Annotated in this window: 12 protein-coding genes and 1 pseudogene; 8 read left to right on the forward strand and 5 right to left on the reverse strand. The window is 73.2% G+C overall.

The genetic code is table 11. The features are described 5' to 3' along the window. Positions 1–60: 60 nt before the first annotated feature. The 3 genes from ACZ4K2_RS13005 to ACZ4K2_RS13015 all read left to right on the forward strand — a co-directional run bounded on the left by ACZ4K2_RS13005 (position 61) and on the right by ACZ4K2_RS13015 (position 3,893). Positions 61–1,503, forward strand: a complete 1,443-nt coding sequence (locus tag ACZ4K2_RS13005) for a GuaB1 family IMP dehydrogenase-related protein (protein ID WP_467473343.1) — start codon at positions 61–63, stop codon at positions 1,501–1,503. A 422-nt stretch (positions 1,504–1,925) separates the two neighbouring features. Continuing rightward, on the forward strand, positions 1,926–3,413 hold the full coding sequence (locus ACZ4K2_RS13010) for an amino acid permease (RefSeq protein WP_467473345.1): 1,488 nt from the start codon (positions 1,926–1,928) through the stop codon (positions 3,411–3,413). Between the two features lie 27 nt (positions 3,414–3,440). Continuing rightward, the gene (locus ACZ4K2_RS13015) at positions 3,441–3,893 is read left to right on the forward strand and encodes an Lrp/AsnC family transcriptional regulator (RefSeq protein WP_467473347.1); all 453 of its coding nucleotides are present in this window, start codon (positions 3,441–3,443) and stop codon (positions 3,891–3,893) included. Positions 3,894–3,915: 22 nt separating this feature from the next. Here ACZ4K2_RS13015 and ACZ4K2_RS13020 read toward each other — a convergent pair whose 3' ends face one another. After that, positions 3,916–4,656 carry a GntR family transcriptional regulator gene (locus ACZ4K2_RS13020; protein ID WP_467473349.1) on the reverse strand — a complete coding sequence of 247 codons (741 nt, stop codon included), beginning with the start codon at positions 4,654–4,656 and terminating at the stop codon, positions 3,916–3,918. Between the two features lie 227 nt (positions 4,657–4,883). Here ACZ4K2_RS13020 and ACZ4K2_RS13025 point away from each other — a divergent pair. From ACZ4K2_RS13025 to ACZ4K2_RS13035, 3 genes and pseudogenes are all read left to right on the forward strand, one after another. Then, positions 4,884–5,285: pseudogene (locus tag ACZ4K2_RS13025) on the forward strand (hypothetical protein); the annotation flags it as partial. A 99-nt stretch (positions 5,286–5,384) separates the two neighbouring features. Further along, complete coding sequence (locus ACZ4K2_RS13030; protein WP_467473351.1) at positions 5,385–6,173, forward strand: carbon-nitrogen hydrolase family protein; 789 nt, start codon at positions 5,385–5,387, stop codon at positions 6,171–6,173. Between the two features lie 49 nt (positions 6,174–6,222). Continuing rightward, complete coding sequence (locus tag ACZ4K2_RS13035; RefSeq protein ID WP_467473353.1) at positions 6,223–7,935, forward strand: flavin monoamine oxidase family protein; 1,713 nt, start codon at positions 6,223–6,225, stop codon at positions 7,933–7,935. A 36-nt stretch (positions 7,936–7,971) separates the two neighbouring features. Here the strand turns inward: ACZ4K2_RS13035 and ACZ4K2_RS13040 are convergent, their stop codons facing one another. From ACZ4K2_RS13040 to ACZ4K2_RS13050, 3 genes are all read right to left on the reverse strand, one after another. Then, positions 7,972–8,868 (reverse strand): LLM class F420-dependent oxidoreductase, encoded by an 897-nt coding sequence (locus ACZ4K2_RS13040; protein ID WP_467473355.1) that lies wholly within the window; start codon positions 8,866–8,868, stop codon positions 7,972–7,974. 133 nt (positions 8,869–9,001) lie between these two features. Continuing rightward, positions 9,002–9,739, reverse strand: coding sequence for a DUF5995 family protein (locus tag ACZ4K2_RS13045; RefSeq protein WP_467473357.1), 738 nt, complete (start codon positions 9,737–9,739; stop codon positions 9,002–9,004). Between the two features lie 75 nt (positions 9,740–9,814). Continuing rightward, on the reverse strand, positions 9,815–11,218 hold the full coding sequence (locus tag ACZ4K2_RS13050; RefSeq protein ID WP_467473359.1) for a uracil-xanthine permease family protein: 1,404 nt from the start codon (positions 11,216–11,218) through the stop codon (positions 9,815–9,817). A gap of 157 nt (positions 11,219–11,375) precedes the next feature. On the opposite strand from ACZ4K2_RS13050, the gene ACZ4K2_RS13055 reads away from it, so the two are divergent. Further along, positions 11,376–11,834, forward strand: a complete 459-nt coding sequence (locus ACZ4K2_RS13055) for an acyl-CoA thioesterase (RefSeq protein ID WP_467473361.1) — start codon at positions 11,376–11,378, stop codon at positions 11,832–11,834. On the opposite strand, the gene ACZ4K2_RS13060 is transcribed toward ACZ4K2_RS13055, so the two are convergent. Beyond that, positions 11,794–13,008 carry an MFS transporter gene (locus tag ACZ4K2_RS13060; protein WP_467473363.1) on the reverse strand — a complete coding sequence of 405 codons (1,215 nt, stop codon included), beginning with the start codon at positions 13,006–13,008 and terminating at the stop codon, positions 11,794–11,796. The genes ACZ4K2_RS13055 and ACZ4K2_RS13060 overlap by 41 nt on opposite strands. A 140-nt stretch (positions 13,009–13,148) precedes the next feature. On the opposite strand from ACZ4K2_RS13060, the gene ACZ4K2_RS13065 reads away from it, so the two are divergent. Continuing rightward, positions 13,149–14,465 carry an ROK family transcriptional regulator gene (locus ACZ4K2_RS13065; RefSeq protein WP_467473365.1) on the forward strand — a complete coding sequence of 439 codons (1,317 nt, stop codon included), beginning with the start codon at positions 13,149–13,151 and terminating at the stop codon, positions 14,463–14,465. Positions 14,466–15,232 lie beyond the last annotated feature (767 nt).

A 15,232-nucleotide genomic window follows, 5' to 3' on the forward strand; every position in this document is an offset into this window, starting at 1 on the left:
CTCTTTCCCCCTGGCACACCTGTCCGGGGGTCACCTCTGATCGACTGGGATGTGCGGCACGTGCGTTTCCTCAATGACATCCAGCCCGCGTACGACCTGACGTACGACGACGTGTTCATGGTGCCGAGCCGCTCCGCGGTGGGCTCGCGCCAGGGCGTGGACCTCGCTTCGCCGGACGGCACGGGCACCACGATCCCGCTCGTCGTCGCGAACATGACCGCCATCGCCGGCCGCCGCATGGCCGAGACGGTCGCCCGCCGCGGCGGGCTCGTGGTCATCCCGCAGGACATCCCGATCGAGGTCGTCACCGACGTGGTGTCCTGGGTGAAGAGCCGGCACCTGGTGCTGGACACCCCGATCGTGCTGGCACCGCACCAGACCGTCGCCGACGCCCTGGCGCTGCTGCCCAAGCGGGCGCACAACGCCGGTGTGGTCGTGGACGAGGACGGGCGGCCCGTCGGCGTCGTCACCGACGCCGACCTGTCCGGCGTCGACCGCTTCACCCAGCTCGAACTCGTCATGTCCAAGGACCTGCTCCTGCTGGACGCGGACATCGACCCGCGCGAGGCCTTCAACACCCTCGACCACCACAACCGCCGCTACGCCCCGGCCGTCGACCGGGACGGCAGGCTCGCCGGCATCCTGACCCGCAAGAGCGCCCTGCGCGCCACGCTGTACACCCCGGCGGTCGACGCCCGGGGCCGGCTGCGGATAGCCGCCGCCGTCGGCATCAACGGCGATGTGGCGGGCAAGGCCAAGCAGCTGCTCGACGCGGGCGTGGACACGCTCGTCATCGACACCGCGCACGGCCACCAGGAGTCGATGATCAACGCGGTCCGGGTGGTGCGGGCGCTCGACCCGCAGGTGCCGATCGCGGCCGGCAACATCGTCTCCGCCGAGGGCGTCAAGGACCTGATCGAGGCGGGCGCCGACATCGTCAAGGTCGGTGTCGGACCGGGCGCCATGTGCACCACCCGCATGATGACCGGCGTGGGGCGCCCGCAGTTCTCCGCCATCCTGGAGTGCGCCGCCGAGGCGCGGAAGTACGGCAAGCACGTCTGGGCCGACGGCGGTGTCCGGCACCCGCGCGACGTCGCCATGGCCCTCGCGGCCGGCGCGTCCAACGTGATGGTCGGCTCCTGGTTCGCGGGCACCTTCGAGTCGCCGGGCGACCTCCAGCACGACGCCAAGGGGCGGGCGTACAAGGAGTCCTTCGGCATGGCGTCCGCCCGCGCCGTGCGCAACCGCACCTCCGAGGAGTCGGCGTACGACCGCGCCCGCAAGGCGCTGTTCGAGGAGGGCATCTCCACCTCCCGCATGTTCCTCGACCCGGCCCGGCCGGGCGTCGAGGACCTGATCGACTCGATCATCGCGGGCGTGCGTTCGTCCTGCACCTACGCCGGTGCCGGCTCCCTGGAGGAGTTCGCCGAGAAGGCGATCGTCGGCGTCCAGAGCGCCGCCGGCTACGCCGAGGGCAAGCCGCTGCACGCCAGCTGGAACTGATCCCCCGCCGCCCGTACCGACGGCCCCCGTCCTCCCGCAGCCTGGGAGGACGGGGGCCGTCGGCGTGTGCGCCGGGCCGCGGCCGCCCGCAATCGCGTGGCGCATACACCTTTCCCGGCGGTGGACTGCGGACGACGGCCGCCGGACCGCCGCGCAACGGTCGACAGCTCCGGCGCAACGATTTCTCGTCCGGCACGGATGGACGCAACGAAGACGCGGGTATGCGCAAGGTTGCTGCATTCCGCCCGAGAAGGCCCGCCTCATAGGGTGCTGCGCTAGGGCCTGTCGGCCCTGATACGTGGTGTGGCGGGGACCCCGCTCGGCGGGTTCCTGCCCTCGCAGGCCCGTCGGTCCCCGCCGCGGCCCGGCCGTCGTGCCGGTCCGCCACCGCGACCCCACCGGCGGCGATAAGGAGCCCACGCGTGCTCGACCAAGGCGCATCCGCGCGAAACCAGATACCGGCCGCCCCCGCGTCCCCGGGCGTCGCCGCGCGCCTGTTGCGTCGCAAGCCCGTGGAAGCCCTGGTCGCGGAGGGCGGCCAGGGCGAGGGAGGGGAGCTGAGGCGCTCCCTCGGACTGTGGCAGCTCACCATGATCAGCATCGGTGCCACGCTCGGCACCGGCATCTTCGTGGTCCTCGGCGAGGCCGTGCCCAAGGCCGGTCCCGCGGTGACCCTGGCCTTCGTCATCGCCGGCCTCACGGCGCTGTTCTCGGCCCTGTCCTACGCCGAGCTGGCGGGCAGCATCCCCGTCGCCGGCTCGTCCTACTCCTACGCGTACGCGACGCTGGGCGAGCTGGTCGCCTGGGTCTGCGGCTGGTGCCTGGTGCTGGAGTACGGCGTGTCGGTGGCCGCCGTCGCCGTCGGCTGGGGCCAGTACCTCAACGAGCTGCTCGACGGCACCGTCGGGGTCACCATCCCCTCCGCGCTGGCGTCGGCGCCGGGCGAGGGCGGGGTCATCAACCTGCCCGCCCTGATCGTCGTCCTGCTGGCGATGATGTTCCTGCTCGGCGGCGCGCGGGAGTCCGCCCGGGCCAACACGATCATGGTCTGTGTGAAGATCGCCGCCCTCGTGCTCTTCTGCGCGATCGGCTTCACGGGCTTCAAGTCCGGCAACTACCGCGACTTCATGCCGCTCGGCATGTCCGGTGTCAGCGCCGCGGGCGCCACGCTGTTCTTCTCCTACATCGGCTTCGACGCCGCCTCCACCGCCGGCGAGGAGGCGAAGGACCCCAAGCGCGACCTGCCGCGGGCGATCATGCTGTCGCTGATCATCGTCACCGCGCTCTACGTCCTCGTCGCGGGCGTCGCCGTCGGCGCGTGGAACTGGAAGCGGTTCGACGGCTCGGAGGCCGCCCTCGCCGCGATCATGAACGATGTCACCGGCCAGTCCTTCTGGGGCACGATGCTCGCGCTGGGCGCGGTCATCTCCATCGCCAGCGTGGTGCTCACGGTGCTCTACGGCCAGACCCGCATCCTCTTCGCGATGTCCCGCGACGGCCTGGTGCCGAGGGCGCTCGGCCGGATCCACCCGAAGACCGGCGCCCCCCGCCTCAACACGGTGCTCGTCTCCCTCTTCTGCGGGGTGCTCGCCGCCCTGATCCCGCTGGGCAAGCTCGTCGACGCCACCAGCATCGGCACGCTGTTCGCCTTCGGGCTGGTCAACATCGCGGTGATCGTCCTGCGGTTCAGGCGGCCGGACATGGAGCGCACGTTCCGGGTGCCGTTCGGGCCGGTGCTGCCCATGCTGGGCTTCGGGTTCTGCGCCTACAACATGTTCAGCCTCGACACCGTGACCTGGGTGGTCTTCGGATGCTGGATGGCCGCCGGGCTCGTGTTCTACTTCCTGTACGGCTATCGCCGTTCCCGTCTCGCGACCGGTCAGGTGCTCGCGGCGGCGGCAGAGAAGTGACCGAACCGAAGAAGTGAACGACCCCCTGTGCTGAACGATCTCGACGAACGCATCGTGCACGCCCTCGCCGAGGACGCCCGCCGCTCCTACGCGGACATCGGGCAGACGGTCGGCCTGTCCGCGCCCGCGGTGAAGCGGCGCGTGGACCGGCTGCGGGCCACCGGAGCCATCACCGGGTTCACCGTCCGGGTGGACCCGGCCGCGCTCGGCTGGGAGACCGAGGGATACATCGAGATCCACTGCCGGCGCAACACCTCGCCGGAGACCATCCAGCGCGGGCTGGAGCGGTACCAGGAGGTCGTGGCCGCCTCGACCGTCACCGGCGACGCGGACGCGATCGCCCAGGTCTTCGCCTCGGACATGCGCCACTTCGAGCGCGTGCTGGAGCGGATCGCGGGCGAGCCGTTCGTCGAGCGCACCAAGTCGGTCCTGGTGCTGTCCCCCCTGCTCCGCCGCTTCTCCTCCGGGGCGCCGGGGTAGGGGGCGGGGGCGTGCGCCCCGGCTACTCCGCGGTCTTGCGCGCGAGCGGGTTGTTGCCGATCGAGTTGTGCACGCTGAAGCTGACCGCGTCCGAGCGGTAGCGGTCGTCCGACCACTCCACCGGGCGGCCCTCCAGCGTCGTCGTCACGCGCCGCACCCGCAGCAGCGGGCTGGTCCGGCGCACCCCGAGCAGCTCGGCGTCCAGCGCGCCGCAGGCGACCGCGTCGATGACGTGCTCGCCGTAGGCGAAGACCAGGCCCGTGTCGTCGTACAGCCGCTGGGTGACGGACGGGCAGTCGGGCTCGATGGACTCCACCGCGGGGGAGATCCAGCCGGCGTACACCGTGCGTTCCAGCAGTACCGGCTCACCGTCCAGGCCGCGAACCCGCAGGACGTGCAATACCGGTTCGCCCGCGCTCAGTTGGAGGCGCACCGCGTCCTCGGAGGTCGCCGGGCGGTACGCCTGGGACACCACCCGGCCGGTGGCCGTACGGCCCATGGCGCGGGCCCACTGGGCGAAGCTGCGCAGTTCCGCGAAGCTCTGGCTGCGACGGCTGGCGAGCACCACGCGGCGGGCACCCTGGCGGGAACCGATCAGCCCCTCGGCGGTGAGGGCCGCCACGGCCTGGCGGACCGTGCCGCGCGAGACGCGGTAGTGGGCCGCGAGCTCCGACTCGGAGGGCAGCCGGCTGCCGACCGCGTACTCCTCGTGGCCGATCGCGCGCCGCAGCTCGTCGGCGATCTCCTCGTGTCGCGCCGTCATGCTTCCCCTCTGTGTAGGCGTCTGTGCACAGCGTGAGCAGCCTAGTCGACAGCGCGGGGCCCACCGCTCCGGCCGCAACTATGCAGGGAAACAGGGGTCGAAGTTTCGCCGGCGTTCATGAACGCGTCACCGAGGGCGGGCGTACTGGGGCCAACTTGTTCAGACAAGTCTCCCCTCCCTCGTCATGTGTCCCCCTCCGCCCGCACCGTCCTGGTGGCCGAACGCGCCACCAGGAGGTGCGGCTCGCCCGGTTCCGGGACGCGTTGCACCGGATCGAGCGGGTGCCGGGCGCGGGCGTGCCGGTCGTCCTGACCGGCGACTTCAACTGACCCTCGCACCTGGACCGGACGGACACCGCCTGGCCGGTGACCAAGGCCGCCGAGGAAGCGGGCCTGCGCGACTCCTGCCGGGAGGCCCACCCCGACCCGGCCCTCTCGCCCGGCCACACCTGGTCGCCGGTCCACCCCGTGCACGAGGACGGCAGCGGGCGGCCCGAACCGCACGACCGGATCGACTGCGTGCTGCACCGGGGCCCGTGGCCCCGTGTGCGCGGGCGTCGTGGCCCCGTGTGTGGGTGCTCCGGGGTGGTGCGCAACGAATCGCCGTTCGGGGGGCGCTGCACGCAATGAACCGCGCACCCGCGCGCAACGGCTCCTTCTTGTCCGGCCGAGCGCGCCGACCGTACCGTCTTATCGGCCCCCAACCCCCCGTACCGGTGAGGATCCCGCATGCGCACCGCCCTGCTCCAGAGCTCCGGCCGACCCGGCTCGGTCGCCGGGAACCTCAAGGTCCTCGACGAGGCCGCGGGCCGTGCCGCCGCCGCGGGCGCCGGGCTGCTGGCCGCACCCGAGATGTTCCTCACCGGGTACGCGATCGGCGACGAGATCCGCCACCTCGCCGAGCCCGCCGACGGCGACTCCGCCGACGCGATCGCCGAGACCGCCACGCGGCACGGGATCGCCATCGCCTACGGCTACCCGGAGCGCGACGGCGAGACGGTGTACAACTCGGCCCAGCTCATCTCCGCCGACGGCACCCGGCTCGCGAACTACCGCAAGACCCACCTCTTCGGCTGCTTCGAGCGCGACCAGTTCACGCCCGGCGCGCAGCAGGTCGTCCAGGCCGAGCTGAACGGCCTCACCGTGGGCCTGCTGATCTGCTACGACGTCGAGTTCCCGGAGAACGTCCGGGCTCACGCCCTGGCCGGCACCGACCTCCTCGTCGTCCCGACCGCGCAGATGCACCCGTTCCAGTTCGTCGCCGAGTCGATGATCCCGGTGCGCGCCTTCGAGAACCAGATGTACGTCGCCTACGTCAACCGGGTGGGCCGGGAAGGGGAGTTCGAGTTCGTCGGCCTCTCCGTCCTCGCCGGTCCCGACGGCGTCGCCCGGACCCGCGCCGGCCGCGCCGAGCAACTGGTGCTCGCCGACGCCGACCCCGCCCTCCTGGCCGCGTCCCGGGCGGACAACCCGTACCTGGCGGACCGCCGCCCCGGGCTGTACGGGTCCCTGATCTGAACCCCCGCCCGCCTCACCCGAGTCACCCCGCGCAAGGAGTCCGTACCCCATGACGTCCACGGTGCCCAACGCCGTCGAGCACACCGACGAGCAGCAGCCGCCGATCACCATGTTCGGCCCGGACTTCCCCTACGCCTACGACGACTTCCTCGCCCACCCGGCGGGCCTCGGCCAGATCCCGGCGACCGAGCACGGCACCGAGGTGGCGATCATCGGCGGCGGTCTGTCCGGCATCGTGGCCGCCTACGAGCTGATGAAGATGGGCCTCAAGCCCGTCGTCTACGAGGCCGACCAGATCGGCGGCCGGCTGCGCACGGTCGGCTTCGACGGCTGCGACGAGGCGCTCAACTGCGAGCTGGGCGCGATGCGCTTCCCGCCGTCCTCCACCGCCCTGCAGCACTACATCGACATGGTGGGCCTGGAGACCAGGCCCTTCCCGAACCCGCTGGCCGAGGCCACCCCCTCGACCGTCGTCGACCTCAAGGGCGAGTCGCACTACGCCGAGACCATCGCCGACCTGCCCCAGGTCTACCGGGACGTCGCCGAGGCCTGGGGCAGGTGCCTCGAAGAGGGCGCCGACTTCTCCGACATGAACCGCGCGATGCGCGAGCGGGACGTCCCGCGCATCCGGGAGATCTGGGCGAAGCTCGTCGAGAAGCTCGACAACCAGACCTTCTACGGCTTCCTCTGCGACTCCGAGGCGTTCAAGTCCTTCCGGCACCGCGAGATCTTCGGCCAGGTCGGCTTCGGCACCGGCGGCTGGGACACCGACTTCCCGAACTCCATCCTGGAGATCCTCCGCGTCGTCTACACCGAGGCCGACGACCACCACCGCGGCATCGTCGGCGGCTCCCAGCAGCTTCCGCTGCGCCTGTGGGAGCGCGAGGCGGCGAAGATCGTCCACTGGCCGTACGGCACCTCGCTGAAGTCGCTGCACGCGGACGGCGCGCCCAGGCCGGCCGTGACCCGGCTGCACCGCACCGCGGGCAACCGGATCACCGTGACGGACGCGCACGGTGACATCCGCACCTACGCGGCGGTCGTCTTCACCGCCCAGTCCTGGATGCTGCTGTCCAAGATCGCCTGTGACGACTCGCTCTTCCCGATCGACCACTGGACCGCGATCGAGCGCACCCACTACATGGAGTCCTCGAAGCTCTTCGTGCCCGTGGACCGGCCGTTCTGGCTGGACAAGGCCGTCGACGACAGGGGAAATCCGACCGGCCGGGACGTCATGTCGATGACGCTCACCGACCGCATGACCCGCGGCACCTACCTGCTGGACGACGGCCCGGACAAGCCCGCCGTGATCTGCCTGTCCTACACCTGGTGCGACGACAGCCTGAAGTGGCTGCCGCTGTCCGCGAACGAGCGGATGGAGGTCATGCTGAAGTCGCTCGGCGAGATCTACCCGAAGGTCGACATCAGGAAGCACATCATCGGCAACCCGGTGACCGTCTCCTGGGAGAACGAGCCCTACTTCATGGGCGCGTTCAAGGCCAACCTGCCCGGCCACTACCGCTACCAGCGGCGCCTGTTCACCCACTTCATGCAGGACCGGCTGCCCGAGGACAAGCGGGGCGTCTTCCTCGCCGGCGACGACATCTCCTGGACCGCCGGCTGGGCCGAGGGCGCCGTGCAGACCGCGCTGAACGCGGTCTGGGGCGTCATGCGCCACTTCGGCGGCGAGACCGACGCGACGAACCCGGGTCCGGGCGACCTTTACGACGGGATCGCGCCGGTGGAGCTGCCCGAGGACTGACCCGGGGGCCCGTGACCGGGGCGCGGGCGGCCGGCCTCAGACTCCGGCCGCCCGCGCCTTCTCGAACACCTCGGCGGCGGCGTCCGTCAGTTCGAGCGCGTCCCGCGCGTTCGTCTGGAGGTCGACGAGGATCTCGTCCATGCCGATCCCGTCGTACGCGACGAGGTCCGCAACGATCTGGTCCACGTCGCCCTGGAAGGGCCTGCGGTCCACGCCGTCGTACGGCTTGGCCCGCTGGGCGGCGTTCACCCGCAGCACGGTGCGGATCGGCCGGGTGCGGCCCCGCTCCTCGGCCAGTTCCCGAAGCCGGCGCCAGTCGGCGGCGACCCGGGCGGCGTCGAAGCCCACCGGCAGCCAGCCGTCGGCGTGGTCGACCAGCCGCCGGAAGGCCCGCGTGCCGGTCGCCGCCAGCAGGACGGGGATCGGCCGGACGGGCTTGGGCCCGACCGCGGCGGAGGCGATCCGGGCGAGCCGCCCGTCGTGGACGACCGGATCCGGGCCCCACACCGCGCGGCAGACCTCGATGACCTCGTCCAGGACCGCGCCGCGCTCCTCGAACGGCCGGACGCCCGCGGCCGCGTACTCGTCCAGGGACCAGCCGGTCCCGAAGCCCGCGAGCACCCGGCCCCCGCTCGCCGCGTCCAGCGTGGCCAGCGTCTTCGCCAGCCGGAACGGCAGGTGCAGCGGCGCCACCAGGACGCTGGAGCCCAGCTCCGCCCGCTCCGTGGCCGCCGCGGCCAGGGTGAGCGTGACCAGCGGGTCGGCCACGTGCCGGTAGGTGTCCGGCCAGGGCAGGCCCTCGATGCCGTAGAGGCCCTGGGTGGCGGGCTCGGGGAACAGCGCCCGTTCGAACACCCACAGGCTGTCGTAGCCGATGCGCTCGGCGGCGCGGGCCACCGCGGGCACGTCCCTGCCGATCGAGTACTGCCGCATCTGGGGAAGACTCAGGCCGAGCCGGGTCGCCGTCCGGTGCTCCTCCGCGATCGGGGACTGGGGGCCGCCGGGGCAGGGTACGGCCGCCCGCGGGGAGCGGTGGGGAGGCGCGCGGGGGCGGCACCCGGCCGGCTCAACCGGCCAGCGGGGTCAGCAGCATCCGGCCCGCGAAGCCCACCGCGGCGTCCAGCCGTGCGGCGAACTCCTCGGCGACGTCGGCGCAGTGCCGCAGCGCCCACAGCGCGCGGGCCGTCGCCCACGTCGCGTCCCGGGCCCGCTCCAGGCTCCAGGAGCCCAGCAGATGGGTGAGCGGGTCGGCGATCTGGAGCAGGTCCGGGCCCGGCATCAGCTCCTCGCGGATGCGTTCCTCCAGCGAGACGAGGAGGTCGCCCACGCGGTCGAACTCGTCCTCCAGGTCGGCCGGCGCGCAGCCGAGCGTGCGGCAGGCGTCGACCACGGCCAGGGCCAGGTCGTGGCCGATGTGGGCGTTGATGCCGGCCAGCGCGAACTGGAGCGGCCGGATGCCGGGGTGGCGGCGGAGCTGGAAGAGGGGCCGCCAGCAGGCGGGCGGTCGGCGGTCCGCGGCGGCCGTGTCGACCGCCGCCAGGTAGCGCTCGGCGAACCGCACGTCCAGCGCGCTCGCCGCGCGCGGGTCCGGGAACGCGCCCACCGCCAGGCACCGGCCGACCTCCTCCGTGACGGCGAGGTAGACGCGGTTGAACACTGCGACGCCGTCCCGCGCGGGCAGGGCCGCGTCGAGCGCGCGCATCCGCGCGACGACGGAGTCGACTGAGTCGGTGTCGGTGTCGGTGTCGGTGTCGGTGTCGGTGTCGACGGAGAGGGTGAGGGTGAGCTGTGCCGGCTGCGCCATGGGGGAAGGGTGGCAGCCGGCGGCCGGCCGGGGGGCCGGCCACCGGGTGCTTCGCCGGAACGGGGGAACGCCGGGCTACGACTCGGTGCGCGGCGCCTGCGTGCCCGTCCCCGCGTCGTAGGAGGACGTGCCCTCGTCCAGCAGCGGCTCCTGCTTCTTCAGGTGGGGCGGGGCGAAGGCGCGCAGCGCGTGGTAGCCGGTGATGGCGACCAGGGTGCCGAGCGCGATGCCGCTGAGCGAGAAGGTATCGGTGAACTTCATGGAGACGTTGCCGACGCCGATGATGATGCCCGCGGCGGCCGGGACCAGGTTCAGCGGGTTGCGCAGGTCCACCTTGGCGTTGATCCAGATCTGGGCGCCGAGGAGGCCGATCATGCCGTAGAGGATGACGGTGATGCCGCCGAGGACGCCGCCCGGGATCGCGGCCACGATCGCGCCGAACTTCGGGCAGACGCCGAAGAGGAGCGCGAAGCCGGCGGCGGCCCAGTAGGCGGCCGTGGAGTAGACGCGGGTGGCGGCCATCACGCCGATGTTCTCGGAGTAGGTGGTGTTGGGCGGGCCGCCCACGGCGGTCGACAGCACGGAGGCGACGCCGTCCGCGGAGATCGCCGTGCCGAGCTTGTCGTCCAGCGGGTCGCCGGTCATCTCGCCGACCGCCTTGACGTGCCCCGCGTTCTCCGCGACCAGGGCGATGACCACCGGCAGCGCGACCAGGATCGCCGACCAGTGGAACGCCGGCCCGTGGAAGTGGGGCAGCCCGATCCAGTCGGCCTTGCCGACGCCGGAGAGGTCCAGGCGCCAGTGGTCGGTGACCTTGCCGCTGCCGTCGTTGGAGTGGATCTTGCCGAAGACCCGGTCGAAGACCCAGGAGATGCCGTAGCCGAAGAGCAGGCCCAGGAAGATCGCGATGCGCGACCAGAAGCCGCGCAGGCAGACGACGGCCAGACCGGTGAAGAGCATCACCAGCAGTGCGGTCCACTGGTCCTGCGGCCAGTAGGTGGACGCGGTCACCGGGGCCAGGTTGAAGCCGATCAGCATGACGACCGCGCCGGTCACGATCGGCGGCATCGCGGCGTGGATGATCCGCGCGCCGAAGCGCTGCACGGCGAGGCCCACCAGGAACAGCACGACGCCGACGACGAGGACGGCTCCGGTGACGGTCGCGCTCGTGCCGCCCTGGGCGCGGATCACGGCGGCCACGCCCACGAACGACAGGGAGCAGCCGAGGTAGCTGGGCACCCGGCCGCGGGTGGCGAGCAGGAAGATCACGGTCGCGACACCGGACATCATGATCGCGAGGTTGGGGTCCAGGCCCATCAGCACCGGGGCGACGAAGGACGCCCCGAACATCGCGACCACGTGCTGGGCGCCCAGGCCCACGGTACGGGGCCAGGAGAGCCGTTCGTCGGGGCGTACCACCGCTCCGGGCGCGGGCGTGCGCCCGTCACCGTGCAGTTTCCAGCGCACGCCGAGGTCCATGGTGGGGTTTCGCTTTCTTACGTACGAGAGGAGGTTCCGGACCATTGTCAGGGGTAATCGGCGTGCTCCTCGCCCGCACGGTCGCCTGAGCGGTCGCTTAGTATGGTCGGGTACGGGGGTGCCGCCACCCCGCCCGCCCTGCCCAGGAGCCCCGCCCGTGACCGCCGAAGCCCCGACAGTCCCCGCCGTCTCGTACGGCCGGCTGATCCCCGTCACCGTCCACTTCGACGACCTCGACGCGCTCGGGCTGCTGCACAACGCCCGCTACCCGCTGCTGGTGGAGCGCGCCTGGACCGAGATGTGGCACGCGCACGGCGTCCGTTTCGACGGTGACTGGACGGCGGCCGGCGACGCCTGCAACGCGGTCCGCGAACTGCGCATCGGCTACGAGGCGCCGGTCACCAGTCCCGGCGCCTACGCGGTCCACCTCTGGCTGGAGCGGCTCGGCACCACCGGGCTCACCTACGGCTTCCGGTTCTGCTCGGCCGACGGCGGCGAGACCTACGCCCGGGGCACCCGGGTGCTGGTCCGGCTGGACCCGGCGACCATGCGCCCGGCGCCCTGGAGCGAGACCTTCAGGGCCGTGGGTCGGACACTGCTGCGGCCCGCGGACTGACCTCCGCGCGGCCCCCGCGCTCCGCGCTGCGCAGCACCCCCGCGAACACCGCGAGCCCGCACGCCAGCGCCGTCACGACGCAGAACGACACCATCAGGCTGGTCGCCTGGGCCACTCCGCCGATCAGGCTCGGCGCGATCAGCCCCGAGGTGTAGGTGATGGTGGCCACACCCGCGATGGCCTGGCTCGGGTTGGGGCCGGCGTGCCCGGCCGCCGCGAAGCAGAGCGGCACGACGACCGCGATCCCGAGGCCCGTCAGCGCGAATCCGCCCATCGCCACCGCCGGATGCCCGGCGAGCACGATCAGCAGCCCGCCGAGCCCGGCCAGGACGCCGCCGGCCCGGACCGTACGGACCGCGCCGAACCGGTTCACCACCGCGTCCCCGGCGATCCGGGCGACCGCCATGGTCAGCATGAACCCGGTGGTGCAGGCCGCGGCCACCCCGGCCGAGCTGTCCAGCCGGTCCCGCAGGAAGACGGCCGACCAGTCCAGGCTCGCCCCCTCGGCGAACACCGCGCAGAAGCCGACCGCGCCGATCAGCAGCGCGGAGCGCGGCGGCAGCGCGAACCGCGGGGGCGGCTCCTCGTCCTCGGCGGGCTGGAGGTCGAGCACCCCGCCGCAGGCCACCAGCCCGAGCAGGGTCAGGACGGCCGCGGCGAGGGAGAAGTGCACCCGGGCGTCCGCGCCGAGGTGTGCGGCCAGGGTCCCGGCCGCCGAGCCGACCAAGGCGCCGGCGCTCCACATGCCGTGCAGCCCCGACATGATCGACTTCCCGAGCAGCCGCTCGACCTCCACGCCGAGCGCGTTCATCGCGACGTCGGCCATGCCCGAGGTCGCGCCGTAGGCGAACATCGCCAGGCACAGGGTGAGGAGATTCGGCGCGAGGGACGGCAGCACCAGGGACAGCGTCCACAGGGCCAGCAGACCGCGCAGCGCCGTACGGCTGCCGAAACGGTGGCTGATCCGGCCCGCCAGCGGCATCGCGCACGAGGCGCCGAACGCGGTGAAGGCCAGTGCGAAGCCCAGTTGCCCGGCGCCCAGCGAGGTGTGGTCCTGGACCCACGGCACGCGCGTGGCGAACGAACCGGTCACGGCCCCGTGCACGGCGAACACGGCGGCCACCGCGTACCGGGCGCGCCGCACCCCACCGCCCGTGTGGTTCACGTCACTCATCTCCCTGTCCCTCCCCGAGGGGGTGCCCAGACCCACCTGCCCGACGCGGCCGTAAACTATCAGGAACCCTGCCTGATAGATAGACGTTCCACGCGACCGCGCGGGCCGGCCGGTCCCCGCCGATCTGGGAGGATTCCGTCATGCCCGCATCACCGAGCACCGCCCGGGCCATCAACGACCGGCTGGCCCTGCGGCTGCTGCAGCAGGAAGGCCCGCTCACGGCGGGGCGGCTGAAGCAGCTCACCGGACTGTCCCGGCCGACGATCGCCGACCTCATCGACCGGCTCACGGCCGCCGGGCTGATCACGGTGGTCGGCGAGAGCGGCGAGCAGCGCCGCGGCCCCAACGCCCGGCTCCACGGCATCGTCGCCGACCGCGCCCACCTCGCCGCGCTGGACGTGCGCACCGGGGGTGTCCTCGTCCTGGTCTCCGATCTGCTCGGCCGGGTGCTCGCCGAGGCGTCCGTGCCGATCGGCGGGGACACCGGCACCGAGGGCGCCGTGGAGCGGGCGGTGGCCGCGGTGGAGGGCGCCGTGAAGGAGGCCGGCGCCGTGGGGGCGCCCCCGCACGAGGGCGTCCGGGAGTGGGGGAGGCTGCACACCGTCGGCATCGGCGCGCCGGGCCTGATCGACCCGGCCACCGGCGACCTCAGGGACTCGGCCGGCCTGCCGGACTGGCACCGCAGTCTGGTCGCCGCGCTCCAGGACCGGCTGCCCGGCGCCCGGGTCACCGTCGAGAACGAGACCAACCTCGCCGCCCTGGCCGAGCAGCGCGAGGGCGCCGCCCGCGACCGGGACACCTTCGTGCTGCTCTGGCTGGACCACGGGGTCGGGGCCGCGGTCGTCCTTGACGGCCATCTGCGCCGGGGCGCCTCCGGCGGCACCGGCGAGATCGGCTTCCTGCCGGTCCCGGGGACGGCGGAGCTGCCCTCCGCGACCGACTGCGCCGGGGGCTTCCACTCGCTCACCGGGGCGGCGGCGGTCGTCGCGCTGGCGGCGGAGTGCGGCCTGCGGGCGCCGGGCCCGCCGGACGGGGCGGGAGCGGCGGAGGCGGTACGCCGGGCGGTGGCCGAGGCGACGGCATCGGAATCGGCACCGGGTGCGGAGCCCGGGGACGCGTCGACGGCGCGGGTGGCGGGCGCGGGGGCCGCGCTGGTGCCCGCGGTGTCCGGCGACGGTCCCGCCGCCCGCTTCCTGCGGACCCTGGCCGACCGGATCGCCGTCGGCGCGGCCTCGGTGGTGGCCGTCCTGGACCCTGGGTGCGTGGTGCTCGGCGGTGAGGTCGGCCAGGCCGGGGGAGAGGTGCTCGCCGGGCTGGTGCGCGAACGGCTGGGCCGGATGTCACCCCTGGTCACCGAGGTACGGGCGAGCAGCCTGGGCGGCACGGCGGTCCTGCGCGGCGCGTTGCTCACCGCCCGGGACCGCGCCCAGGACGAACTGTTCGCCCCGGAGCGCTGAACCCCCCGGACCCGTCGACCCCGGTCCCGGTTCCACTCCGCCCGGGTGGGGAGCGGCACGGAGCGGCCGCGCTCGGCGGGGGCCGCGCGGTCGCCGGTGTACGGACCCACCCCGGGCCACCGTTCCGGTGTCAGGGGCTTGGCGCTGGTCTTCGGCCCCGGTGGCGGCGAAGCTCCCGGCGTCCCGGTCGGGGTCACCGGTTCGGCGTCCGCGCTGCCTCGTCGGGGTCACCGGTTCGGCGTCCGCGCTGCCTCGTCGGGGTCACCGGTTCGGCGTCCGCGCTGCCTCGTCGGGGCCACCGGTCCGGCGTCCGGCAGCGGCCTTCGGGTCCCGGTGGTGGCCGTCGCCCCCGACGCGGCCGGGAGCCGGTGCGCACCGGACGCGCCGATGCCCGGTGTCGCCGTCGGCCGGTCGCGGGAGCGCGTGCATGGGGAGCCCCGGTCCGTCGCCGTCGGTCCAGCAGTGACGGCGGGGCACAGGCCGCCCGGTGTGACCCCGTACCCCCGGCGCCGGACGACGCCCCGGAAAACGTGACATCCCCCGGGGCGATCTGTTCCGGACACGCCGATCGGTGACACGGAGGACGCCATGCTGGCGACCCGGCGGCGGGCAAGGGCCGTCGTCACCGCCGCCGGGCCCGCCCGCACCCTAAAAGGACTAGACCATTGCGGTCAATGGGTGAGGCCGGTGGTCAACGCACCGGCCTGTGCCCCCGGTTGGCCCGGACCGCCGTGTGGCGCGAAATCGCCGGTACGGAGTGTGACCGA

It is taken from the genome of Streptomyces sp. NPDC025833 (assembly GCF_055558055.1).